19 protein-coding genes are annotated in these 22674 nt (G+C 47.4%); 8 read left to right on the forward strand and 11 right to left on the reverse strand.

Features of this window, described 5'->3' with window-relative positions; translation table 11 throughout:
* Position 1: 1 nt before the first annotated feature.
* A complete protein-coding gene (locus tag DTQ70_RS19995; protein ID WP_122932448.1) occupies positions 2–1249 on the forward strand; it encodes an RNA polymerase sigma factor in 1248 nt (415 codons plus the stop codon).
* A gap of 40 nt (positions 1250–1289) precedes the next feature.
* Here the strand turns inward: DTQ70_RS19995 and DTQ70_RS20000 are convergent, their stop codons facing one another.
* The 3 genes from DTQ70_RS20000 to DTQ70_RS20010 form a co-directional block, all read right to left on the reverse strand.
* Positions 1290–2168: a pirin family protein gene (locus DTQ70_RS20000; RefSeq protein ID WP_122932449.1), complete on the reverse strand. Its 879-nt coding sequence runs from the start codon at positions 2166–2168 to the stop codon at positions 1290–1292.
* The gene (locus DTQ70_RS20005; RefSeq protein WP_122932450.1) at positions 2168–2791 is read right to left on the reverse strand and encodes an alpha/beta hydrolase; all 624 of its coding nucleotides are present in this window, start codon (positions 2789–2791) and stop codon (positions 2168–2170) included. The genes DTQ70_RS20000 and DTQ70_RS20005 overlap by 1 nt, the downstream gene beginning before the upstream one ends.
* Before the next feature lie 79 nt (positions 2792–2870).
* Complete coding sequence (locus tag DTQ70_RS20010; protein ID WP_122932451.1) at positions 2871–3848, reverse strand: ring-cleaving dioxygenase; 978 nt, start codon at positions 3846–3848, stop codon at positions 2871–2873.
* A gap of 210 nt (positions 3849–4058) precedes the next feature.
* Here DTQ70_RS20010 and DTQ70_RS20020 point away from each other — a divergent pair, with 210 nt between their 5' ends.
* A complete protein-coding gene (locus DTQ70_RS20020; protein ID WP_122932453.1) occupies positions 4059–5015 on the forward strand; it encodes a bifunctional helix-turn-helix transcriptional regulator/GNAT family N-acetyltransferase in 957 nt (318 codons plus the stop codon).
* Between the two features lie 56 nt (positions 5016–5071).
* A complete protein-coding gene (locus DTQ70_RS20025) occupies positions 5072–6820 on the forward strand; it encodes a hypothetical protein (RefSeq protein ID WP_122932454.1) in 1749 nt (582 codons plus the stop codon).
* Positions 6821–6867: 47 nt separating this feature from the next.
* On the opposite strand, the gene DTQ70_RS20030 is transcribed toward DTQ70_RS20025, so the two are convergent.
* The 6 genes from DTQ70_RS20030 to DTQ70_RS20055 form a co-directional block, all read right to left on the reverse strand.
* A complete protein-coding gene (locus DTQ70_RS20030; protein ID WP_122932455.1) occupies positions 6868–7728 on the reverse strand; it encodes an inositol oxygenase family protein in 861 nt (286 codons plus the stop codon).
* Between the two features lie 162 nt (positions 7729–7890).
* Entirely contained in the window at positions 7891–8850 is a 960-nt protein-coding gene (locus DTQ70_RS20035) for a VOC family protein (protein WP_122932456.1), read from the reverse strand.
* A 57-nt stretch (positions 8851–8907) separates the two neighbouring features.
* The gene (locus DTQ70_RS20040) at positions 8908–9798 is read right to left on the reverse strand and encodes a helix-turn-helix domain-containing protein (RefSeq protein ID WP_122932457.1); all 891 of its coding nucleotides are present in this window, start codon (positions 9796–9798) and stop codon (positions 8908–8910) included.
* Positions 9779–10081 (reverse strand): Dabb family protein, encoded by a 303-nt coding sequence (locus DTQ70_RS20045; protein ID WP_122932458.1) that lies wholly within the window; start codon positions 10079–10081, stop codon positions 9779–9781. Before DTQ70_RS20045 ends, DTQ70_RS20040 begins: the two co-directional genes overlap by 20 nt.
* A 76-nt stretch (positions 10082–10157) precedes the next feature.
* Entirely contained in the window at positions 10158–11585 is a 1428-nt protein-coding gene (rpoN, locus tag DTQ70_RS20050; protein ID WP_122932459.1) for an RNA polymerase factor sigma-54, read from the reverse strand.
* Between the two features lie 34 nt (positions 11586–11619).
* Positions 11620–13722, reverse strand: a complete 2103-nt coding sequence (locus DTQ70_RS20055) for a PQQ-binding-like beta-propeller repeat protein (protein WP_122932460.1) — start codon at positions 13720–13722, stop codon at positions 11620–11622.
* A gap of 233 nt (positions 13723–13955) precedes the next feature.
* Here DTQ70_RS20055 and DTQ70_RS20060 point away from each other — a divergent pair, with 233 nt between their 5' ends.
* Entirely contained in the window at positions 13956–14993 is a 1038-nt protein-coding gene (locus DTQ70_RS20060; protein ID WP_164490126.1) for a type IX secretion system membrane protein PorP/SprF, read from the forward strand.
* Positions 14994–15008: 15 nt separating this feature from the next.
* On the opposite strand, the gene DTQ70_RS20065 is transcribed toward DTQ70_RS20060, so the two are convergent.
* Together DTQ70_RS20065 and DTQ70_RS20070 are read right to left on the reverse strand one after the other, a co-directional pair.
* Complete coding sequence (locus tag DTQ70_RS20065; RefSeq protein ID WP_122932462.1) at positions 15009–15635, reverse strand: ABC transporter ATP-binding protein; 627 nt, start codon at positions 15633–15635, stop codon at positions 15009–15011.
* Positions 15636–15699: 64 nt separating this feature from the next.
* The gene (locus DTQ70_RS20070; protein ID WP_122932463.1) at positions 15700–16890 is read right to left on the reverse strand and encodes a hypothetical protein; all 1191 of its coding nucleotides are present in this window, start codon (positions 16888–16890) and stop codon (positions 15700–15702) included.
* Positions 16891–16983: 93 nt separating this feature from the next.
* On the opposite strand from DTQ70_RS20070, the gene DTQ70_RS20075 reads away from it, so the two are divergent.
* The 4 genes from DTQ70_RS20075 (at position 16984) to DTQ70_RS20090 (ending at position 22484) form a co-directional block, all read left to right on the forward strand.
* The gene (locus tag DTQ70_RS20075) at positions 16984–17571 is read left to right on the forward strand and encodes a thymidine kinase (protein ID WP_122932464.1); all 588 of its coding nucleotides are present in this window, start codon (positions 16984–16986) and stop codon (positions 17569–17571) included.
* A gap of 39 nt (positions 17572–17610) precedes the next feature.
* Entirely contained in the window at positions 17611–18840 is a 1230-nt protein-coding gene (locus DTQ70_RS20080) for a carboxypeptidase-like regulatory domain-containing protein (protein WP_122932465.1), read from the forward strand.
* Positions 18841–18944: 104 nt separating this feature from the next.
* Positions 18945–20918 carry a S9 family peptidase gene (locus tag DTQ70_RS20085; protein ID WP_122932466.1) on the forward strand — a complete coding sequence of 658 codons (1974 nt, stop codon included), beginning with the start codon at positions 18945–18947 and terminating at the stop codon, positions 20916–20918.
* Positions 20919–20957: 39 nt separating this feature from the next.
* Complete coding sequence (locus DTQ70_RS20090; protein WP_122932467.1) at positions 20958–22484, forward strand: M20/M25/M40 family metallo-hydrolase; 1527 nt, start codon at positions 20958–20960, stop codon at positions 22482–22484.
* Positions 22485–22674 lie beyond the last annotated feature (190 nt).

Raw genomic sequence — 22674 nt, forward strand, 5'->3', positions numbered from 1 at the left:
AATGACAGAGGTTCACCAACTGGCGGAGCATCTTTTTCGGCACGAGTCGGGAAAGATGCTCGCCGTCCTGACACGTTTGTTTGGTTTTCCCAATTACGACACCGCCCGCGATGTCGTGCAAGATACCCTATTGGCAGCCATGCAACACTGGAAAGTTCACGGCATTCCCGACAACCCCACGGGCTGGTTGTACGCAACGGCCAAAAACAAAGTGCTTGACCGCCTCCGTCGCGAACGCCTGCACGATGAACTCAGTGTGCATTTATCTCATCAACTTCAATCGGAACAAGCCATGCAACAGCATATCGACCAGCTTTTTTTGGAGCACGAAATCGAAGACAGTCAGCTTCGAATGATGTTTGCTTGCTGTCATCCTAGCTTACCTCCCGAAGCGCAAATCACACTTATTTTAAGAACCTTGTGCGGCCTGAGCATTCCCGAAATCGCCAAAGCCTTTTTGTCGAACGACGAAACCATCAACAAACGACTGTATCGGATCAAAGACAAAATTCGTAGTACGCCCATTGACTTGGACGTCCCGACGGGCAACGAACTTCTACCGCGTTTGGACGCTATTTTAAAGGCTATTTATCTACTTTTCAACGAAGGATATACTTCTCAATCGCCCGACCTACTCATCCGAAAAGACCTGTGCGAAGAAGCCCTGCGTTTGGGGACGTTGTTGTACCAACATCGTTACACGGCTTTACCCAAAACGGCGGCGTTGTTGTCGCTGATGTATTTTCAAGCCTCCCGCTTTGAGGCGCGCCAGGATGAAGAAGGAAATATTGTGCTGCTGGCGCACCAAAATCGCCAAAAATGGCATCCTCAGCTTATTAAACAGGGTATTTACTACCTTGATGAAGCCTCGCGCGGCGACGAAATCAGTTCGTATCACCTCGAAGCGGCCATTGCCAGCTACCACGCCCGCGCCGAGACGTTTGAAAAAACCAATTGGCAAGCCATTACGTATTTGTATCGGTTGCTGGAACAAATCAACCCCAGCAGTATGGTGCAGTTTAACAAGGCCATCGCGATTGGGTTCGCCGACGGCCCGCAGCGCGGTATTGATGCCTTATTACCACTGACAAATTTGGCCAAAAACCAGTACTACCAAGTAGCTTTGGGGGATTTTTACGCCCAACTTTCCCAAAAAGCCACCGCCAAAGCCCATTACGAAACCGCCATCCAACTCACGACCTCGAAAGCTGAATGGCAGTTGATTTGGAAAAAGATAGAAGCACTGTGAGTCGCAGTGAGCGGGGTTGCTCACAACCCCGCCGCTCACTTTAATAATCCACAGGCTCTAAAAAGCCCATCTTACCCGATTGATAATCTTGCAAGGTCTGCATGATTTCGGCTTGGGTGTTCATCACAAACGGGCCATAACTTACAATCGGTTCGTTGATGGGTTCTCCTCCTAAAATCAACAAGCGAGTTTCATCGCCCTGTGCTGTGATGGTCACCCACTCCCCTTTTTGGCTCAATTTGGCAATGTTTTTCGCAGGAAGTTGTTTTTCGTTATTAAAACTCGCACTTCCCCGCGCTACGTGTACGGCTACGTTGAAACCTTCGGGCAATTGCAGGTCAAATTCAGTATTTCCTTTTACAATTACCTCCACCAAAAGAACGGGCGAGTAGGTCAATGCAGGGCCTTTTACCCCCGCTATTTCCCCCGAAATCACCCGCAACTGCGTTTGGTCGTTAAGCTGCACCGTTGGGATCTGTGCCGAGGTGAGTTCCTGATAACGCGGCTTTTCCATTTTGTGGGCGCGCGGCAGGTTGACCCACAACTGCACAAAATCAAGCACACCACCTTGACGCGAGAAATTGATTTCGTGTTTTTCCTCGTGTACCAACCCCGAAGCCGCCGACATCCACTGCACGTCGCCCGCAAAAATCACCCCTTTGTTTCCTGCCGAGTCGCGGTGCTGCAATGCCCCGTCAAACACCACCGTTACGGTTTCAATGCCACGGTGTGGGTGTTCGTCCACCCCTTTGGGAATGGGGGAAGGTTTCACCTGCATAGGCCCGTGGTGGTCAAGCATCAAAAAAGGACTAAAATCGCTGAAACGCTGCGAAGGAATCATGCTTTGTCCCACAAAACCGTCGCCTACTTGCTGCGGACGGCCTACCCACGTATAGTCGATACTTTTGAATGATTTCATTATTTGGTCGTTAAAATGTGATTGATGTGGTCGATTTCGTCCTGAAAAATACTGTGCGGTGCATTGGGATAAATTCTTTCGGTGACAGTTGCCCCCAAATTCCTAAACACTTCGCTGCTGTCTTGTACGCGGTCTTTGGGAACGTGCGCGTCCACGTCCGAACAACCCAAGAAAATCGGCGTTCCTGCAAAATTTCCCGTGTAGCGTTCGGTTTTTACGCTGTCTCCAATGACGCCGCCGCTCAAAATAAACACGCCCCCAAAAGGCTGTGCATGGCGGGCGACAAATTCCGACGTCAAACACGCCCCTTGGGAAAAGCCCAAGAAATACACGTTTTCCGACGAAATACCCGCCGCTTTCACCGTATCAAGCAACTCTTTCAACACGGCCAACCCCGACGACAAACCAGGTTCGTTTTGGGCTTCGGGAGCCAAAAAACTGTACGGATACCACGTATTTCCCGTCGCTTGGGGAGCGACTAGTGCAAAACCATCGACGGCCAATTCCGCCGCAAGGCTCAAAATACTCTGAGCGCTTGCGCCCCGACCGTGGGTCATAATGAGTACGCGTTTGGCTTGGTCAAGGGGTACACCCGCCCAAACCGTATTTTTTATCGTGTGCATTTTAGTTGTCAGTTAATAGTTATTTTTCCGAAAGGGAAACAAAGTCCCTCTCCTTTTAGGAGAGGGATTTAGGGTGAGGTTACTCAATCCCGTATTTTTTATAAACCGCTTCGATTGAAATAGGTTGCAACAACTGCTCAATTTTCTCACGATTGCGTTCTTGCCAAGGGGGAAGTTTTAAGGCTTGTCCCAATTTAGCTTTTTCTTCGTCCAACAAAAAGCCTGGAGGCGTGGTAGCTACTTCAAACAATACTCCGCCAGGTTCGCGGAAGTAAATCGAATGAAAATACTGACGATCAAGCACGTTGGTAGGCATAAATCCAGCCGACATCACGGCTTCTCTCACTTCCAACTGCGAAGCGTCGGTAGGCGTATCAAAGGCAATGTGGTGAACGGTACCCGCTCCGCCAAGTCCCCAGCGGTTGTTGCTATCCCAAACGATGTCCACGTACTGCCCCGCTCCCGTGTTACCTTTGGCCGCGTAACGACGTCTTGGGCCTGATTCGGCAATAAACTCGTAATTGAGCGAGTTGGCCAACAAAGCTTCGGTGCGTTCGTAGCTCGTTTCCCAAAGTTCTACGCCCCAAAATCCACGAATCGAATACTCAAGCGGAATGTGACCGTAAGTAAATCCTTGGCGAAAATCTGTATCGTTGGCAATCAACTCCAACCCTAAGCCATCGGGGTCTTCAAAATACACCACCACTTCGTTGAAGCGTTGTTGGGGTGCTTTGTAAAGAATCCCGTATTGGTCAAAACGTTTCAACCAATAATCGAGAGCAGCAGTCGGAATCGAAAACGCGGTGGTAGCGGCTTGGCCTTTTCCGTGGCGGCCTTTTTGCGACCCAGCTCCGAACGGGAAGAAGGTCAAAATGCTACCTGCGTTGCCTGTTTCGTCCCCGTAGTAAAAGTGATAAACGTCGGGAGCATCAAAATTGACCGTTTTTTTCACCAAACGTAATCCCAAAAGACCTACGTAAAAATCAACATTTTGTTGAGGGTCAGCGGCAATGGCTGTTACGTGGTGTATTCCTTTTATTAATTGTGTCGTTTCCATGTTCTTATTTGTTTATTGTTATTCGGGTTGTTTTTGATGCTACAAAGGTCATGCAAAACCCCACGCCGTTCAATGGCGAAACACAGGAATACGTTGTCAAAATCAAGGAAGCTATTTTTTTCTCAAAATTCTGCTCGACGCTTGCGTTTATTTTTGCAATTTATTTTATTTACGTAATTAATTACGTAAATATTTAAACACAATAGTCGCATGGATTTTTATCGTACCTTAGGCTACGTAGCGCTTGGGAGCTACATGCGCCGCCTCGGAGAAGTGAGCCTACAAGCATCGGCCCAAGTGTATCAGATGTACGGCATGGAAATGGAGGTTAAATGGTTTCCCGTTTTTTTGTCAGTAGCGCAAAACGAGGCCGAAACGGTTTCTAAAATTGCCGAATACATCGGTCAATCGCACGTTGGGGTAAGTTTGATGGTCAAAGAAATGACCAAAGCAGGTTTGTTTGAAACCCAAAAAGGCCCAACCGACAAACGTGAAACGCTCGTAAAACTCACCGAAAAAGGGCAAGAAATGAACCTTCGCATGAACGAACTGCTGGAGGATTTGCAGGATACGATGAATGAAGTGCGCAACGAATGCGAAACTGACGTGCTGCGGTCGTTGATGGAATACGAACAAGTCATTCTGAAAAAACCACTGCCCGAACGCATCAAGTCACGCTTGAAACAGCGCGAGCGCAACAAAGTGACAATTGTGCACTTCAACCCCACCAACGAACTTCACCGCGAAGGTTTTAAACGCATTAATTACGAATGGATTGAGCGCTATTTTAAAGTAGAACCCCTCGACATGGAATCGCTCGAACATCCAGACAAATTCTACATCCAAAAAGGCGGCATCGTGCTATTGGCCGAGTACCAAGGGCAAATTGTGGGTACATCGGCCCTCAAACCCATGACCGACGATTGCATGGAATTGTCTAAAATGGGCGTGGATAACAACGCCAAAGGTTTGGGCATTGGTGAATTGTTGGGACAGTCTATCATTGATGAAGCGCGCCGAATGGGTTTAAAACGCTTGTATTTGGAAACCAATTCGCGCCTGCTTCCCGCCCTCAACCTTTACCAAAAATTAGGCTTCAAAACCGTCAAAGACTTCAGCTCGCCCTACTCCCGCGCCGACGTGGCGATGGAGCTGTGGTTGGGGTAAAATTATTGCGTTTGGCGCTTTGTACTTAATCAATACAGGATTCTCGTAAAAGCTCCATGAACCGTAAGACATTTATAAAGCAGCTTTCCGTGGTGGGATGCGCCGCCCCTTTTCTGCAAAATTCGCCTTTTTTAAAGCACGATTCGGAAGACGATTTCTACAAAAAAGTGGTAGAAGCCAATGCGAAAGAACTCGCCAGGCTTACGCTTTCTCTAAACCAACCCATCAAACAACTTCGGCGGAGTTTAGGGTTTGACTTGGCCAATTTATCCGCGGGGTACGTCGAGCCTACTTCTCGTCATTTTCGTCAACCAGAGGTGCTGGGAATGATGGAAAAAATCATGTCCTTTTTGGAGAAAGAACAAAAACCCGACGGTACGCTCGACTTTGGCAATCTTTCGTCGCCGCCCGATACGGCTTTTATCATTGACCCACTTTGTGCGGCGGCCCGTATTATCAAAAATGAGCCCTCACTCCAGTCGATTTTTAGACAGCTGCAACGTTTTATTCAAAAAGCCTGTAATCAACTAACCGTCGGTGGGGTGCATACGCCCAACCACCGCTGGGTAGTAAGTGCCGCCCTCGCCAAAGCCAACAGTTTGTTTCCCAACCCTGTGTATGTCAATCGGATGAACGAATGGCTTTCGGAGGTGGTGTTTCAGGACAAAGATGGGGTCTATCTTGAACGAAGCGTTACGTACGCCGAAGTGGTCAACCGCTCGTTGATTTTTATGTCGCACTACGGCGGTAAAACCCAACTGCTCGAAAAAGTGAAGAAAAACCTCACTTGGCTTTATTACTGCATGGAACCCAACGGCGACATGGTAACGGTACAATCGCGCCGCCAAGACGCCTTTATGCTACGCCTCATCACCGAGTTTTATGTGCACTATCGGTACATGGCGATTCAGCAAAACGACCCGCTTTTTGGCGCTATGGTGCAGTTTATTGAGACAATGCCCAATTTTCAAGAAACGGTGGAAAAAGATTTGCTTTACTATGTCCTTGAAAATCCGCTGTTGAAGAAAACCCCTATCAGCGGTTCTTTGCCTTTGGTTTATGAGAAAAAGTTTGACGGGATTTCGCTCTTGCGCAAACGCAAAAACAACGAAAGCCTTTACCTTTTTGCGGGTGCCGATTGGCCGATTCAAGTAGCTTCGGGACGCTCGACTAACCCCAACTTTTTTGCTTATCGCAAAGGTCAAGCCATCCTAAAACACGTTCGGCTTTCTACGTCTTTTTTCAGTACAGGTTATTTTCGGGGAAAGGGGATTGAAAAAACGACGAAAGGGTATCGAATTGGGCAAACGATTGAGGCACCTTATTACCAGCCTTTGCCCAATAAATACAAAAAAGCCGACGGCGATTATCAGTTATCCCAAAGTACCGATGGCCGTTTTTGGAACAAAATGGACTTTGAACACCGCCCCGTCAGCAACGTTCAAGTCTTAAAAACGGAAATTATTTACGAAGAAAAAGACCAAAAACAACTCCTCCACTTGACGGTAAACGGACCAGAAGGCGTACGGGTCGTAGTGGAATTGTGTTTTCACGAACAAGGGGAATTAGCGCGTTGTGTTCCTTCCTCTGCCAACCCTACCGACCACTTTTTACCCGAAGGTTACGGCCAATTTAAAGCAGGAAATGACACCATTACGTTTGGCCCTGGCGTCAAAAAACACGAATCCATCCGAGGCTTGGAGGGCGAGTTGTACAGTACCCATTTTGGAACATTACGCACCAGCGGGCGCTACGTATTCCTAACGGCCATTTGTCCGTTTCAGCACACACTAGAAATTTACTGATACAAAAAAGGCTGCTTTCGTTGGAAAGCAGCCCTCAAATACCTGTATTAGAACTTCAAAGTACTTGGTAAATATTTGGCTACCAAGTCTTCGTAGTATGGTTTCAACTCTTGTACGTTTGGCGGATAAGGCACTTTTGAGTACAAATCGTACGGATTAAATTTGTTTACCCACTCAAACATTTTGTGGTCGTGCTTACTCATCAAGTGGTCGTAAGCGCCCTCACGGTGCTGTGAGTAAAACGAGTGATAACGGAGCATGTACAATCCTTCTTCAGGAATGTAGTTTTTCATGATTTGGTAGATGTACTCATCATGTCCCCAGCTCAATTTTACGTTGTCCAAACCGCAGTTTGGCTCATAAATACCATATTTTGTATTAAAACGTGGGTCTGTGCTATCGGGATTCAAATCAAAAAACTCAGGATAAACGATGCGATCCGAGTGTTTGCAACCTACAGGGAAAGTATCACCAACTACCGCCCATTGTGGCTCACCAAAAAGGCAAAGAACTTTACCCAAATCGTGCAAAAAGCCCGTCAAAACAAACCAATCAGGGTGACCATCTTGGCGAATCGCTTCTGACGTTTGGAGCAAGTGTTGAAGCTGATCCAAATCAGTGTCTGGATCCGAGTCGTCCACCAAGGTATTCAAAAACGCAACCGCATCCCAAATAGACATTTCGCGTTTGTTGAACGCCAAAAATTCGCGTTCTTTCTCCACCACAAAATCGTAGGTTTGATAGGTGTGGTTCAGGCGATAGAACTCTCTAACGGTGTTTACCCGCTCAGAATCCTCATAGTTTCGATAATCATCCTTGGCTTTTGTGCCAGGTTCTGGGTAGCGTTCGAGTACGTCGTCTTCCCAATCTTCCAAGCTTTGAAGCGGTGTTGGATTTACATTTTCCATTTTTATGTTGTTAAGAATATTTGATGCGACATGACAAACCAAGCGGTTCTTTCATTGCAAGTATAAAATATAATTTTTCTACAAAATAATGGCACTGAGTTATTTTTCAATGCAAACGTTTGTAATTATTTAAAACAAACGCGTACCATGTTAAACGGTGCGCTACGCTCCCTGAATCACGGGCAAAACTGCCTCAATCGCCGCGCGGTTTGCTTCTTTGTCGTCGGGCAGCATGAGGTGCGTTCCAAGTTCTTCTTCCGACTCATCCACCGCAAATCCTGGCGGAATGGTGGCCACCTCAAACAGCTGATGCGAAGGCACGCGGAAGTAAATCGAACGGAAATATTTGCGGTCGCGGACTTCGGTCACTTGCATTCCCAATTCCTCCACCAACCGATGACGCAAAGCCAATAACGCTTCAAACGTTTCGACTTTCCAAGCCACGTGATGAACCGTTCCTAAGCCGTTTTTGCCGCGTGGCGCATCGGCCGCTGCCCGAACAAGCTCAAGGCAACTCCCTGCTCCTCCTTCGTTGACTTTCAGACGAATACGCTCGCCTTCCTGCCCGATTTCAGCCATGTTCATTTCGGAAGTCAAAAACGCGCGAAGGACGTCCCAGTCGCTCGCCGCAACCCACAAAGTGACGTGGTGAATGCCTCGAATCCCTACCTCAGCCGACACCTCGTCCGTGACGTAAGGAGTGCGGGTATCCGAATCGTCGGCAATGAGTTCCAACTGCAAGCCCGACGGGTCGCGAAACCAACGCACCTCTTGCCCAAACCGCTGCGAAGTGGTAATGTCAAACCCATTTTCAGTCAAACGTTCTGACCAAAATGCCAATGCCGTACTTGGCACCGAGAAAGCGGTGGAAATAATCAAACCCGTTCCTTCTTCACCCGCCCGCACGCCTTGGCCTTTGTACGGAAAAGTGGTAAAAACGGTACCAGGCGTACCTACTTGGTCGGCGTAGTAAAAATGATACACCGAATTATTATCAAAATTGACGGTCTTTTTGACCAAACGAAGTCCAAGAATTTTGGTATAAAAATCATAGTCCTCCTGCGCATCATTGACGGTCGCTGTGACGTGGTGAAGTCCTTTGAGTAATTGCTGTGTGTTCATAAGAAAATGGGGGTTAAAAAACATCTCGAAAGTTCTGAAACTTTCGAGATGTTAGCACTAGACATTTGGAAGATTAGTTCTAAACTCAGTAAAAGCGACGTTCTCTGCTTTTTTAAAGACTTTGCTAAAGTGCGCCACATCTTCGTAACCAAGCTGGTACGCTATTTCTTTGGCGCTTAACTCGGAATAACGCGCCAAACGCTTTGCTTCTAGTATTAAGCGGTTTTGGATAAAATCCTTGGCCGACGTCCCCGTTTCGGCTTTGATAACGTCGTTGAGGTGATTGGCCGTCAGCAGTTGTCGATCGGCGTAATCGCCCACTTTGTGAAACTGCTTAAACAACTGCTCCACATCGTTTTTAAACTGCTTCACAATCTCCGACTTACGCTTGTCGAGGGGTTTATTGGGCAAATAATTAGCGGCTTTGAAGCGTTTGCATTGCACTAAAAACAGTTTTAACCACGCCCCCACGGCCTCCCATTTTTGCAGATTTGACTCCGCCACTTCGTTGGCAATGGCCGACAAAAACGGTTGAAGTTGACTCATTTCGGCGGCCGTCAGTTCGATAGGGCGAGATTCGTCGCAGTTAAAAAACAAATCCATGTCGTACAACTGCGCGGGAGCAATGCTATAATTTTGAAGAAAATCGGGGCGAAACAACACCACGTGACCGCGCGGCGAGGGCTGCGTCAGGGTCACGTGGTGGATTTGCTCAGGCGACACAAAATAAACGGTGTTGGGCCGTAGCGGATAATTGGTAAAATCAATTTGGTGCGTTCCTTCGGCTTCTTCCACCACCAATACCGTAAAGTAATCGTGGCGGTGAGGCAAATCAGGCGTTTGGTTGCGGCGTTCTTCCACCTCCTGCATCGTCCGATACACAAACGGAACCGAAAGGTGCGCCTGCCGAATGTGAACGGGCTCTTTCTCAGACATCATCCGAATCATAGACAATGACCTTTTCCCACAAGTGCGCGCAGGTTTCCACAAATTTATGGTGAACAGGGTGGTCTTGGTAAATGTCTTGTGCCTCTTTGGTATCAAAAAGCATCAACCACGACACCGAATACGAACGGTCGATCACCCCACGGTGTGTATCGGCAACTTTGCCAATGTGGGCCAATTTTACGCCTTCAATCGACGTCAAGGTTTGCAAACCTGCCACAAGCACCTCACGGTCAGCGGCACTATCAGGGTTGTTTAAGAAAAAGAATACGTGGTGAACAAACATGCGTTTGGGAATTATTAGTTGGGTTATGATACAATTGGCAATAGAAGGCTAAAAATACATTTTTTTACCTTTTTTTCTACAAAGTTCGGCGCAAAGTAGCCGTCGGAATATCAAGTTGTTCGCGGTATTTTGCCACGGTTCGGCGGGCGACGGGATACCCTTTTTCGGCCAACAATTCGGCCAATTGAAAATCGTTCAGTGGGCTTTGTTTGTCTTCCTGCGCCACCAACTCCGCCAAAGCCAGCTGAATCTGCCGATTCGACACTTCTTCACCCGAGTCAGTTTTAACACCTTCCGTAAACAAATCTTTGAGGTGAATGACGCCAAAAGGCGTTTGGGCGTATTTACCGCTGGTCACCCTCGAAATCGTCGAAACATCCATCTGAATGCGTTCGGCTACGTCGCGAAGTACCATCGGTTTGAGCATCCGTACATCGCCCGTTCGGAAATAGTCTTCCTGCAATTTCACGATCGTACGCATCGACTTCAACATCGTATTCTGACGCTGCTGAATGGCGTCGATGAGCCAGTTAGCGGCATTAATTTTGGAATTAACGTAGGTATTGGCCGCTCGTGATTTCCCCAAGTCATGGGTATATGATTTGTTGATTTTCAGCGGTGGGATACGTCGATTGTTCAGTTCTACGTCTATCAAATCACCATCAACCGTGACGATATAATCGGGAATCACATTGTCTTTTACGCCCAACACTTCCGCTTGGTTGCTTGTACTAACAGGCTGAGGGTTGAGTGTTCCGACAAACGCCAATACATCTTTGAGTTGGTTAGCACTGATTCCAAGCCCTTTCATGAGCTTTTCGTAACTACGCCCCGCCAAATCCTCAAAATGTTTTTTGACCAGTTCTTTGGCCAACGCAGCTTCGGGTTCCTGACGTCGCTCCAACTGCAACAAAAGGCAATCTTGCAGGTTTTTGGCACCTAAACCCGCTGGTTCCATGTGGCGTAGCAGTTCAATCAACTCCACCATTTCACTGACTTCTACGTAAATCCCACTCGTAAACGAGACATCATCTGCCAGCGCCTCAGCGGTATAAGTCAGGTACCCTTCATCGGTCAGAGAATCTACCAAAAAATCGGCTAAAATCTGTTGCCGCTCCGTCAGCAAGAGCAAGTGAAACTGTTCCTTCAACTCTTGTCGCCAAGAAACATTTTCAACTACAGCAGGGGTGTAAGTCGTATCGTCGTCAGAATAATTATTGATACGTGTTTTGTAATCAGGCACATCGTCGTCTCTAAACTCATCCCAATCCATGTAATCTTGCGTACGGTCATCGCCACGGTCACTGACACCACCTTCGGCGGCATTATCCCAGTCGTCGTCCGATGATTCTTCGTTTCCTTCGTCCAAAAAAGGATTTTCCTCCAGCTCGTTTTTGATATGTTGCTCCAACTCAAGGGTATTGAGTTGCAAAAAATTGAGCAGCTGTATCTGCGCTGGGGATATTTTGAGCGATTGTTTTTGTGTCTGAACTAAATTTAACATAGCTGGCTGTTGGTGACCAAAACATTCTTATACATTATGGTAACGTAAAAGCAACGTATTGATTACCTTTTTTTGTTCCAAGTTTCGTTCCTCCACAGGCCATCACAATGTACTGTTTACCATTGACCTGATAGGTTGCAGGCGTTGCAAAGGCCGCCGCGGGGAGTTTGGTTTCCCAAAGCAATTTACCTGTTTTTTTGTCAAATGCCCTAAACATTCCATCTTTCGTGGCGGCAATAAACAGCAGTCCACTGGCCGTAATCACGGGGCCACCGTAGTTTTCTACCCCCGTATTTTTTATTCCTTTTTCGAGTAATGCAGGTTCATATCCAAAAGGAATTTTCCAACGGTATTCCCCCGTATTGAGGTCAATGGCGTTGAGTGTTCCCCAAGGCGGCGTAATGGCAGGAAGCCCTTTACTGTCCAAAAACTTATTGTAACCCGTACTTGTGTAAGGCAAGTAAGGCATTTTTGAATTACCGCCGCCGCTGGCTTCTTTTTTCTCTTCACCAAACAAAAATGCCACCAACGCCTGCTTGTCGGCCGCGCTGAGGGTCGTAAAACCTGGCATCATGCCTTTGCCCGACGTAATGAGGTTGGACACAAACGCTTTGTCGCGTTTGGTCGAAATATCCACCAACGACGGATACCCACTTTTGGTATTTCCCTTCCGTTCGGGGCCATGGCACGAGGTACAAAGCGTGGCATAAGTACGTTCGCCCAGTGGCAAATGCGCCAAAGCGTCTTGCTTAGGCGTGTCTTTCATGGTCAAAATCCACGCCATTTCGTTGCTGTTTACGTACATGACGCCCTCAGGATCCACGGCAGCCCCGCCCCATTCGGCCCCACCGTCAAAGCCAGGAAAAATCACCGTTCCTTCTTTTGAAGGCGCGGCAAAGAGCGCATTCTTGTATTTTTTCACGTTCGCAATTAGCTCTTCGCGGTTTTCGGCATAGGGACTGATTTCTTTCTCCGTCACCGTAGGCGACTGACGCGCAAAAGGTGCAGGTTTGGTCGGGACGGGCTGGGTAGGCCACGTTTGTTCGCCCACCAAATTGGATTTGTGTGCAGGTACTTCTTTGATGGGAAAAAGCGGCTTTCCCGTCACGCGGTCAAACACAAACACATAGCCTTGCTTGGTCACTTGGGCTACGGCGTCGATGTTCTTACCATTTTGCTTTACAGTCACCAAATTAGGCGGAGCGGGCAAATCGCGGTCCCAGACGTCGTGGTGCATGGTTTGGAAATGCCATAGTCGCTTTCCTGTACGCGCATCCAAGGCCAGTAAACAGTTGGAAAACAAGTTTTGTCCTTTGCGGTTTCCCGCGTAGAAATCATAGGCCGCCGAGCCCGTCGGCACGTACAAAATGCCTCGCTTCCGATCCACCGACATTCCCGACCAGTTGTTGGCCGCCCCTACGTCAGTATTTTTATAGGCATTTTTGGGAAAGGTTTCGTACCCAAACTCTCCAGGATACGGAATGGTGTGGAAAGTCCACGCCAATTTCCCCGTTTTGACATTAAACGCCCGAATATCGCCTGGCGCAGCATCTGCTCCTTCCGACAACCGAACGGGCATCACAATCAGGTCTTCAAAAATTGTCCCAGGGGTGTTCGACACCATAAATTTATCTTTGGCCGATTCGGGCAGCCCCGTGTGCAAGTCCACCCGCCCATTTTCTCCAAAAGAAGGAATCGTTTTACCCGTTTTTGCGTCGATGGCATACAAATACGGCCCCATCGTGTGCAAAATTCGCTCGTCGTTTCCTTCCCGCCAATACGCCACACCACGGCTGGTACTCGCCCAGTTCTTGAGCGGGTCGCCAAACCGCCACAGCTCTTTTCCCGTAGCAGCATCCAACGCAAACGCCTGCACCGAGGCCGTTACGCCGTACAAAACGCCGTTGACCACAATCGGATTTACCTGCATTTGTCCCGAATCAGGCGTGGCGTAGCTCCACGCGACTTTCAAGTTTTGCACGTTTTCGGGCGTAATCTGCGTAAGGGTAGAATAGTGATTCCGCTCAGGGCCGCCGAGGTATTCTGGCCATTCTTCCGAAGAAGTTTGGATTTTATTTCCCCAAGGAAACTGAGCAGCCACGAGGGCGATAAGCGCAACGGGAAGGAGACGTTTCATACGTAACAAAAATGAAGTTAATGCTTTCTTTTAAAGTCAGCTTTTGGGGGTCAGTTACTCACAAAGACAATAGGCAATACACATATCTTCTTTGCATTTGGGCGGTTTTGCTTTAAAATCAAATAAAAATGTGTTGATTTGAACCCTTGAATAACATTTACTAGAAAAAACCGTTACTTTCTCGGAGATTTAGTGATTATTTTGGCAAAATGTTTGCGGTAGCGTTTGGTATTATGATGAGACGATTAGCTTTCACCTTCTTATTGGGACTCTGTTTGCGAGTAGGTTACGCCCAAGACCCGCAGTTTTCGCAATTTTATGCGAACCCCTTGTACCTTAACCCTGCTTTTGCAGGAGGAGATTTGGCGCCTCGTGTCATGATGAACTACCGTAACCAATGGCCTGGGTTATCGGCCAACTACGTTACTACCTCTTTTGCCGTTGATCATTATTTTTCCAATGTCAACAGCGGGGTTGGGTTGATGTTTGTCAATGATTCGCAAGGAACGGGAAGCCTTCGTAGTTCGGAAGTTTCAGGACAATATTCGTATCAGTTGCGGTTCAATGAAAGCACCGCTTTGCGCATGGGCTTACAAGGTACGTACGGGAATCGCCGCGCTAATTTATCGGATTTGACGTTTGGCGACCAATATACCAACCGTGGCTTTACAGGAAATGCTACCGCTGACCCGATTGCACTTAACGGCTCACCTTCAACACATTATTTAAGCTTTTCAACGGGGCTTTTACTTTACTCCGACAAATATTGGATAGGCGTAGCAGCGCACCACATCAATCGCCCTGAACAAGGGTTTTTCCAAGTGGCTGACGGTACGCGCCTTCCCCTCAAAGGGAGTTTGCACGCAGGTTTACGTATTCCGTTTGGGGGATACACGGGCTTGGGCGATGAATTAGACCGCGAAATGAGCATTTCGCCCGCCATCAATTATAAGTTTCAAGGAAAATACGACCAACTTGATTTGGGCGTCTATGTCACCTACTCACCCATTGTCCTTGGGCTTTGGTACCGTGGCTTGCCCATCAAAAAATACGTTGCCAATATCTCTAACCGCGAGTCGCTCATTGCCTTGGTAGGTTACCGCCACGACCGTTTTTCGTTTGGGTATAGCTACGACATTACTGTGTCGTCGTTGGGGCTGCCTAGCGGCGGTTCGCACGAGATTTCGCTCGCTTACACCTTCGACTACGAGCCTTCACCCCGCAAACGCCGCGTGAAGAAAGACAAGCAATTGTCTTGTCCGAAATTCTAGGGGGAACTGAGCACACTACAACTTCACCTGATTCGCTACTACGTCTTTGAGGCGCTGGTCGTGGGTTACAACGACAAGGCTTGCGCCAATTTGCTCTGATTGATTTTTGAGAAGCGTAATTACTTTGTCACAATTATCATCGTCCAAGCTCGAAGTAGGTTCGTCGGCCAAAATCACCGCAGGATTGTTCATCAAAGCACGGGCGATGCTCACGCGCTGCTGCTCCCCCTGGCTCAATTGGTGCGTTTTTTTGGATAAATGTTCGGCAAAACCCAACTCTTCGGCCAGCGCGCGAGCACGGTTTTTATCCTGAAATTTTTGGGCTAAATAATTGGGCAAAAGCACATTTTCCAACACGCTCAATGAGCTTACAAAGTGGGGTTTTTGATAAACAATCCCGATTTGACTTGCCCGAACTGCTGCCGCTTCTGCTACCGACAGTGGCGTTATGTCTTTGTCGCCAATCATGACGCTCCCCCCTTCGGGACGCAACAAAAGTGCCATTAAGTGAAGCAAAGTAGTTTTTCCTCGCCCCGACTGCCCCAAAATCAACAGGGCTTCACGGTCGGCGCAAGTTATGTCTGGAAACGTAAAACGTTTTTGTGGACTATACGAAAACGTAAGGTTCTGGCAAGAAATCATCGATCTTTATGAGTTAGGAAATTCGGGAAGGTTATTCTCCCGAATCACATCTTTTGTATCACTTTTATTGTCGAAAACGGCGTTTCACGATTTCAAGCAAATCGCCAACGACATCTCCTGTCATGTCCCAAAGGTACTGCGACGCAAATTTATAAGTTATCAACGAACGAGCCGTATCATAATCGGGAGCTTGTTCCAATTCCGAAATGGCCGTTTCGTAGGCGCTATTGCTTCCGCTGAACAAATGGTGAATAAACATAAACTTCTGGTTCAGTGGAATGCTCTGCGAAATGCTCGTAATCGCCTGTTTCTGATAGACATCCGAAATACTCGATTGCTCTACCCGCAAACGGTCATTGAGTGACTCTTTTACCCCATTTTCACTTCCGCCAACCACCTGATTGAGGGTTGCGGGCGTAGGGTTCGCAGGAGCAGGCGGCGTATAGCTTACGGGCTCTTGCTTCCAGGCAGGCTCACTTGCTTTTGCTGGAATTGGCTCGGGCGTAGGAATAGCCGCAGGTGTAAATTCAGGTTCGGGTTCTTCTTCTGGCTCAGGTTCAGGAGTGAGTGTATCAAAAAAGGAGCGATTGGGCTCATCGACTACCTTTGGTGATTCAATGCGCGTTATTTTTTTGACAATATGGGTAAGGTCTAATGGTACTTTTGCCGAAAAATGCCCTACCCATTGCTCAATGTTATCCAATTCATCGGCGTGTTTTTGCAAGGCTTGCTCCGACCATTCAATCGCCTGATTCACGTAAACGAAGCTGCGATCTTTCATTCCTTTGGCCAGCTCTTGCGGAATAAATTTATTAAACCGAATGTACTTACAAAGCTGCTGCACCAAATCGGCCGTCACCGAAAAATTAGCTTGGTCGCGAAAAAGCTCATTAAAATACGAGTTGGGATCAATCAATAATATCAAAGTATTTTTGGTTGCCTCCGATAAAATAGGCTCTAGTGCTTCTCGCTTGACCGAAATGTTGCGCGAGACAACATTCATAAATTGCTTCAAAGCTTCCTTAACCTCGCCCTGCTCAAAGTCAAAGTAAGGACTACGGAAGGTCTCCGCATCGGCTCGCCATCTTTCGTATAAACTACTGATAACAAACAGATTTATCTGTGGAATCGCTGTCAAATTCAGAATTTGCTGACCCGACGCCGTAGTGTTCTGGGCAAAGAAATCATCGCATACTTTCCGCGCAAACCGCTGGCTATAGTCGTTGAGTGCGCTGAGATTAAACTTGTGGAGCATCCTAAAATTTGTTTGTTTTGTAAAGGTAATCGGCGAAAATCAGTTATCCGAATTATTTTAGTTCATAAGTTACAAGAACGTCAACCCTACCGTATGTTTATTGAACCCAATCATCATTCCCAACCTAAACAAACAAGCCTTGGCTGGATAGAAGTCGTCTGTGGTTCGATGTTCTCTGGCAAAACCGAAGAGCTTATTCGTCGCCTCAATCGTGCTAAAATTGCGCGTCAAAAAGTTGAAATTTTTAAACCCGCCATTGATAAACGTTATCATGACGAGGACATTGTCTCACACAACGAAAATTCGATTCGCTCTACTCCCGTCAACACTTCCGAAGAAATACTCCTTTTCGCTGGTGATTGTGATGTGGTCGGCATTGATGAAGCGCAATTTTTAGACCAAAATCTAGTCGAAGTTTGTAATAAACTTGCCAGCAGCGGAAAGCGCGTCATCGTCGCGGGACTTGACATGGATTTTTCGGGAAAGCCTTTTGGCCCCATGCCACTCTTAATGGCTGTGGCAGAATACGTTACCAAAGTCCACGCTATTTGCGTCACCTGTGGCTCCGTGGCTCAATATTCCTACCGAAAGGTAACATCTCAAGATAAAATTTTATTGGGCGAAACCGACTCTTACGAGGCGCGTTGCCGAAGATGCTACCATTTGGGCGATTTGGCCTGATTCTTGTTAGCAATTTATATCGAATAAAAAACGCTATCTATGCGAAATCTGGTTTCAACGTTGTGCTTTTTTCTGGTGTCGTGCGCGCTTTATGCTCAAGGAGGTTACTTATTGCTTTCGGGTAAAGTCATTGATAAAATATCCCAAAGACCTATTCCTCATGCGTACATTGGCATGATGAGCAAAGGCACAGGAACACTCACCAACGAAGACGGGCAGTTTTTCTACCGTTTCCCGCGTATTGCGTCGGACTCAGCTTTGGTAGTTTCAGTTTTTGGCTACCAGCCTTTCCAACAAAAAGCCTCGTCGTTTCAACCCAACCAAAAAGATGTCGTCATTGAGCTTCAACCAGCCCAGCTACGGGTCGTGGACAGTTCGTACATCAAGTCGTTTGAAGCCCGAAATTGGGTATCGGAGGCTTTGCGTAAAATCAAGAAAAACAGTTCACCTAATCCGTATTTGTTGACAGGTTTTTACCGAGAATCGCTCCAGCAAAATGGCGAATTCGTGGACATTCGCGAAGCGGTTTTGCAAGCCGAAAAAGACCCGCGCCCCAAAATTTTGGTTCCTCAGAAGGTAAAGGCCCTTCGCGGGCGCAACTTTGCCAGTCAAAATCGCTCAAAAGTAATGGAAGGTTACGCTTTCCCGAACGGTGCCAGCATCGTGACCAACTCCATTGATATTTCTATCCCCGAATACCTCGACGGCAAAAATTTGTACGATTACGCCTACGAACTCGACGATACCATTACCACGTACCTCGACAAACAAGTGTATCGGATTTTGTTCCGCCCCGTAAGCACGGGTATCAAAGCGGCGCGCAACGGAATTATGTACATCAATTCTTCAGATACGGCCATTGTTCGCATCGAATATGACTTTACCCCCGAAGGCGTCAAAGACGTTTTGAAAACCAGTGCGTCCGACAAGATGTTTGGCAAAACCAAACGCGACGCCAAGCGCCTCTACACCTGCATTAGCTACAAACCTTTTGGTGGGAAATGGTATTTACAAGATTATCGAATGCTGTTGGATACCCAATTTGAACAAAAAAATACCCAAACATTAGGTACCATTAAGCTACAATTTGTCACCACCGACATCCAAAAAAGCAACGGTATGCGGATTCCAGAAACGGATGTTTTGATAGACACCGAAAGTTTTACCCAGCAAACCGTTCCCAAATACGACGAGCTGATTTGGGGTAACTTCAACTTTGTCATTCCCTCCGAAGCCATGCGGCAAATCGTAAACGGCTTAGGGAAATAGCACAAATCGCAGTTTGAGAAAAGTGTTTTGAGCCAAGTGCCCCGCAGTGTATTGTTCCTGAAAGTAAATTTTCTAACTTTAAGGGCAATCCTTCATTTACTTCAATGAAAACACTTCTTCAACCATTATTTGTACTTTTTTGGGTCGGAGCCCTTGCCCAAGTACCCACCATTTCCCAATCTCTTTCGATGAAAAGCGTCGGGAATCCGCAAATTTCTCCCGACGGCAAATGGGTAGCTTACGTTTTAACGGAAACCAATTGGGACGAAAACGCCTACGAAACCGAAATTTGGCTTGCCAACGTTACCTCAGGTGAAAAATTTCAGTTAACCAACTCCAAAAAATCCAACAGCAGCCCCGTTTGGTCGCCCGACGGAAAAGTGCTGGCGTTTCTTTCCACCCGCGACGATAAAAGTCAGATTTATTGGATTCGACCGCAAGGAGGCGAAGCCAAAGCATTGACAAAATTTGAAACGGGTGTCTCCTCCTTCGATTTTGCTCCTGATGGTAAAAGCATCGTTTTTTCAGCCACGACACCCGATACCAAAGCCTTCAAAGAACGGGTAGAAAAATACAGCGATTACGAGGTAGTCCACGAAGACTACAAAATGACGCATTTATACACGCTTCCGTTTGCCGATACCCTTGGCAAACTTCCTACGCCCAAAGCGTTGACCAAAGGCACTGACTTTTCAGTGGGTGGTTTTTCATTTTCTCCCGATGGCAAAAAAATCGCTTTTGACGCGGCCAAAAATCCCGATTTAATCAATTCGCACACTTCAGATATTTACGTGTTGACGTTGGCGGATAGCTCGTTGGTTAAAATTGTTTCCCTCAAAGGTCCCGATTCTAACCCCGTTTGGTCGCCCGACGGCAGCCAAATCGCGTTTAGCACTACCAACGAAGACGAGTTCTTTTTCTACGCCAACCGCTACATTGCCATCGTTCCCGAAAAAGGAGGTACTCCCGTGGTAGTTAGCCAAAGTTTTGACGAAAACGCCAGCCTTTTAAAATGGTCGGCGAATGGGATTTGGTTTAGCGGACTTCAAAAAACAACCGCCCACTTGTTTTTGCTCAACCCCAGCACGAAGAAATTCACCAAAATCACCCAACCTGCGGATGCGTTGGCCACTCAATTTTCGTTTTCCAACGACTTCCAACAACTTGCCTGCGTTTTGGCTTCCCCCAATCGCCTCGCGGAAATCGTCGTTTCATCCACCAATGCCTTTGCCCCCAAACCGCTTACCCAAATGGGTGAACAATTAAAACCATTTGCGACGGCCACTCGCGAGGTAGTGAGTTGGAAATCAAAAGACGGAACCACCATCGAAGGCGTATTGATCAAACCTGCCAACTTTGACCCTGCCAAAAAATACCCGTTGTTGGTGGTGATTCACGGCGGGCCTACGGGCATCGACCTTCCAAGCATTGCTGCCGATCGCTACTACCCCATCGAATTGTTTGCGGCCAAGGGAGCAGTTATTCTCCGCCCCAACTACCGTGGCTCGGCGGGCTACGGCAAGGCATTTCGGGCGCTCAACGTCCGCAACTTGGGCGTCGGTGACTACGATGATGTCATCTCGGGCGTTGATTTTTTGATTGGGAAAGGAATGGTGGATAGAGACAAAGTGGGCGCTATGGGCTGGAGCCAAGGAGGGTATATTTCGGCATTTATCACTACGTTCAGCGACCGATTTAAAGCCACGTCGGTAGGTGCAGGGATTTCCAACTGGGCCACGTATTACCAAAACACCGACATCACTCCTTTTACCCGCCAATACCTCAAAGGAACGCCTTGGAGCGACCCCGAGATTTACCGCAAAACCTCGCCCATTTCGTACATCAAAACCGCTAAAACGCCGACGCTCATACAGCACGGCGAGCTAGACAGGCGCGTTCCGATTGCCAATGCGTATGAACTTCGTTTGGCGCTGGAAGACTTCAGCGTTCCCGTTAAAATGGTCGTTTACAAAGGTTTTGGCCACGGCATTACCAAACCCAAACAAATGCGGCAGGTCATGGAAGAAAATTTATCGTGGTTTGGCCAATGGGTTTTTGGTGAAAATGCCGCTAAATAACCTACTCTTCTTTTTCTTAAATAAATACTCTTTACCTTAATGAAAAAATTACTGTCTCTTTTGTTCTTCACTGCCGTGATTGCTCACGCTCAGTCTCAAACAGACTTAGAAACAACCGTTAAAAAACACGTTAAAAACTACTACGGCAACCTCTACGATTTTATGAGTTTGCCGAGCAATGCGCACATCAAAGAGCAAATCCAGCCCAACCTCGATTGGCTTAAAAAAGCGTTTGAAAAACAAGGATTCACTACTGAGTTTTTACCAACGGCAGGTCATCCCGTCTTTTTTGCGGAAAAAAAATCGGCCAAACCTGCCCCTGGCCCACTCAAAACCCTGCTCTTTTACATGCACTTCGACGGGCAGCCCGTAGAGCCTGAAAAATGGCAGCAAGAATCGCCCTATAAACCCGTTTTGAAGAAAAAAAGCCCCAACGGACAATGGGAAACGATTTCTTGGGATAACCTTCAGACGGGCTACGACCCCGAATGGCGGATTTTTGCTCGCGCCGTCTCGGACGATAAGGGGCCAATTTTGATGTTATTGGCAGCGTTGGACATGATGCAGAAAGAAAACGTGCAGTCGCCTTACCACCTCAAGGTGATTTTGGACAGTGAAGAAGAAATTGGTGCGCCACATTTGGCCGAAATGGTCAAAACGCACAAGGGAAAATTAGGCGCTGATTTTCTGATGGTGATGGATGGCGGACGACATTTGTCAAATGAACCTACCCTTACCTACGGCTGTCGCGGCATTGCGTCGATTACGCTGACTACTTATGGGCCAAAAATCTCGCAACACAGTGGCCACTACGGCAATTATGCCCCCAATCCTGCGCTTAGGATGGCGCAATTGTTGGCCTCCATGAAAGACGAAGACGGCCGCGTGACGATTCCTGGATACTACGACGGTATCACGATTGACGCCAGTGCGCGTAAAATTCTGGCTGCCGTTCCCGATGACCCTGAGTTGATTCGTCAAAAATTGGTATTTACCCAACCTGACAAAGTAGGTGCTAATTACCAAGAATCCTTGCAATACCCTTCGCTCAACATCCGTGGGTTGGTTTCTGCCAATATTGGAGAAAAAGCCAATACGATTGTCCCCGACGAAGCCACGGCCGAAATCGACATCCGTTTAGTGCCTGAGTCAAGTCCAGAACGCTTGATTGGCTTGGTTAGAAAACACATCGAAGGCAAAGGGTATGTGATTTTGGATCGTAAACCAACCGATGCTGAACGCTTAAAATACCCCAAAATCGTCACTTTACTCGAACGCGAAGCGCGGATGTTGCCTTTCCGTACTGATTTTGGGATTTATCCTGACCGCTGGCTCACGGCAGTTATTGTTCGTACGTTTGGCAAAGAGCCGATTAAGATTCGGATGACGGGCGGCTCAGTACCGATTGTACCCTTTTTGCGGGAATTGAATTTACCCGCCATTCATGTTCCGATGGTCAACTCGGACAACAATCAGCACGCCGCCAACGAAAACCTCCGCCTCGGCAATTACGTAGAAGGAATAAAAACGTGGATGGCCATTTTGACCCAACCAGAAGTCAAATAAGTGTGCATAAATTTTAGTGTATTAGTAGTTTATTTCGCTTCGGCGAAGCGTAACCTTTGTAGTATAGAAATTCACCTATAAAGTTAGAATCCTTATGCTTCGGAGAAGCATAACAAAAGCCAAAGAGTTATGCTTCTCCGAAGCATAAATTAGAAAAATCTCCTGCTGCTACTACAAATGTTGCGCCTCT

It is taken from the genome of Runella sp. SP2 (assembly GCF_003711225.1).
Taxonomy (GTDB): domain Bacteria; phylum Bacteroidota; class Bacteroidia; order Cytophagales; family Spirosomataceae; genus Runella.

Coding starts and splice junctions, on each gene's coding strand:
- DTQ70_RS20010 (WP_122932451.1), bottom strand. CDS start 3,848: ATGGAAACGACACAATTAATAAAAGGAATACACCACGTAACAGCCATT.
- rpoN (WP_122932459.1), bottom strand. CDS start 11,585: ATGTTAAATTTAGTTCAGACACAAAAACAATCGCTCAAAATATCCCCA.
- DTQ70_RS20000 (WP_122932449.1), bottom strand. CDS start 2,168: ATGAAATCATTCAAAAGTATCGACTATACGTGGGTAGGCCGTCCGCAG.
- DTQ70_RS20080 (WP_122932465.1), top strand. CDS start 17,611: ATGCGAAATCTGGTTTCAACGTTGTGCTTTTTTCTGGTGTCGTGCGCG.
- DTQ70_RS20025 (WP_122932454.1), top strand. CDS start 5,072: ATGAACCGTAAGACATTTATAAAGCAGCTTTCCGTGGTGGGATGCGCC.
- DTQ70_RS20065 (WP_122932462.1), bottom strand. CDS start 15,635: ATGATTTCTTGCCAGAACCTTACGTTTTCGTATAGTCCACAAAAACGT.
- DTQ70_RS20040 (WP_122932457.1), bottom strand. CDS start 9,798: ATGATTCGGATGATGTCTGAGAAAGAGCCCGTTCACATTCGGCAGGCG.
- DTQ70_RS20030 (WP_122932455.1), bottom strand. CDS start 7,728: ATGGAAAATGTAAATCCAACACCGCTTCAAAGCTTGGAAGATTGGGAA.
- DTQ70_RS20055 (WP_122932460.1), bottom strand. CDS start 13,722: ATGAAACGTCTCCTTCCCGTTGCGCTTATCGCCCTCGTGGCTGCTCAG.
- DTQ70_RS20060 (WP_164490126.1), top strand. CDS start 13,956: ATGATGAGACGATTAGCTTTCACCTTCTTATTGGGACTCTGTTTGCGA.
- DTQ70_RS20070 (WP_122932463.1), bottom strand. CDS start 16,890: ATGCTCCACAAGTTTAATCTCAGCGCACTCAACGACTATAGCCAGCGG.
- DTQ70_RS20090 (WP_122932467.1), top strand. CDS start 20,958: ATGAAAAAATTACTGTCTCTTTTGTTCTTCACTGCCGTGATTGCTCAC.
- DTQ70_RS20075 (WP_122932464.1), top strand. CDS start 16,984: ATGTTTATTGAACCCAATCATCATTCCCAACCTAAACAAACAAGCCTT.
- DTQ70_RS20045 (WP_122932458.1), bottom strand. CDS start 10,081: ATGTTTGTTCACCACGTATTCTTTTTCTTAAACAACCCTGATAGTGCC.
- DTQ70_RS19995 (WP_122932448.1), top strand. CDS start 2: ATGACAGAGGTTCACCAACTGGCGGAGCATCTTTTTCGGCACGAGTCG.
- DTQ70_RS20085 (WP_122932466.1), top strand. CDS start 18,945: ATGAAAACACTTCTTCAACCATTATTTGTACTTTTTTGGGTCGGAGCC.
- DTQ70_RS20005 (WP_122932450.1), bottom strand. CDS start 2,791: ATGCACACGATAAAAAATACGGTTTGGGCGGGTGTACCCCTTGACCAA.
- DTQ70_RS20020 (WP_122932453.1), top strand. CDS start 4,059: ATGGATTTTTATCGTACCTTAGGCTACGTAGCGCTTGGGAGCTACATG.
- DTQ70_RS20035 (WP_122932456.1), bottom strand. CDS start 8,850: ATGAACACACAGCAATTACTCAAAGGACTTCACCACGTCACAGCGACC.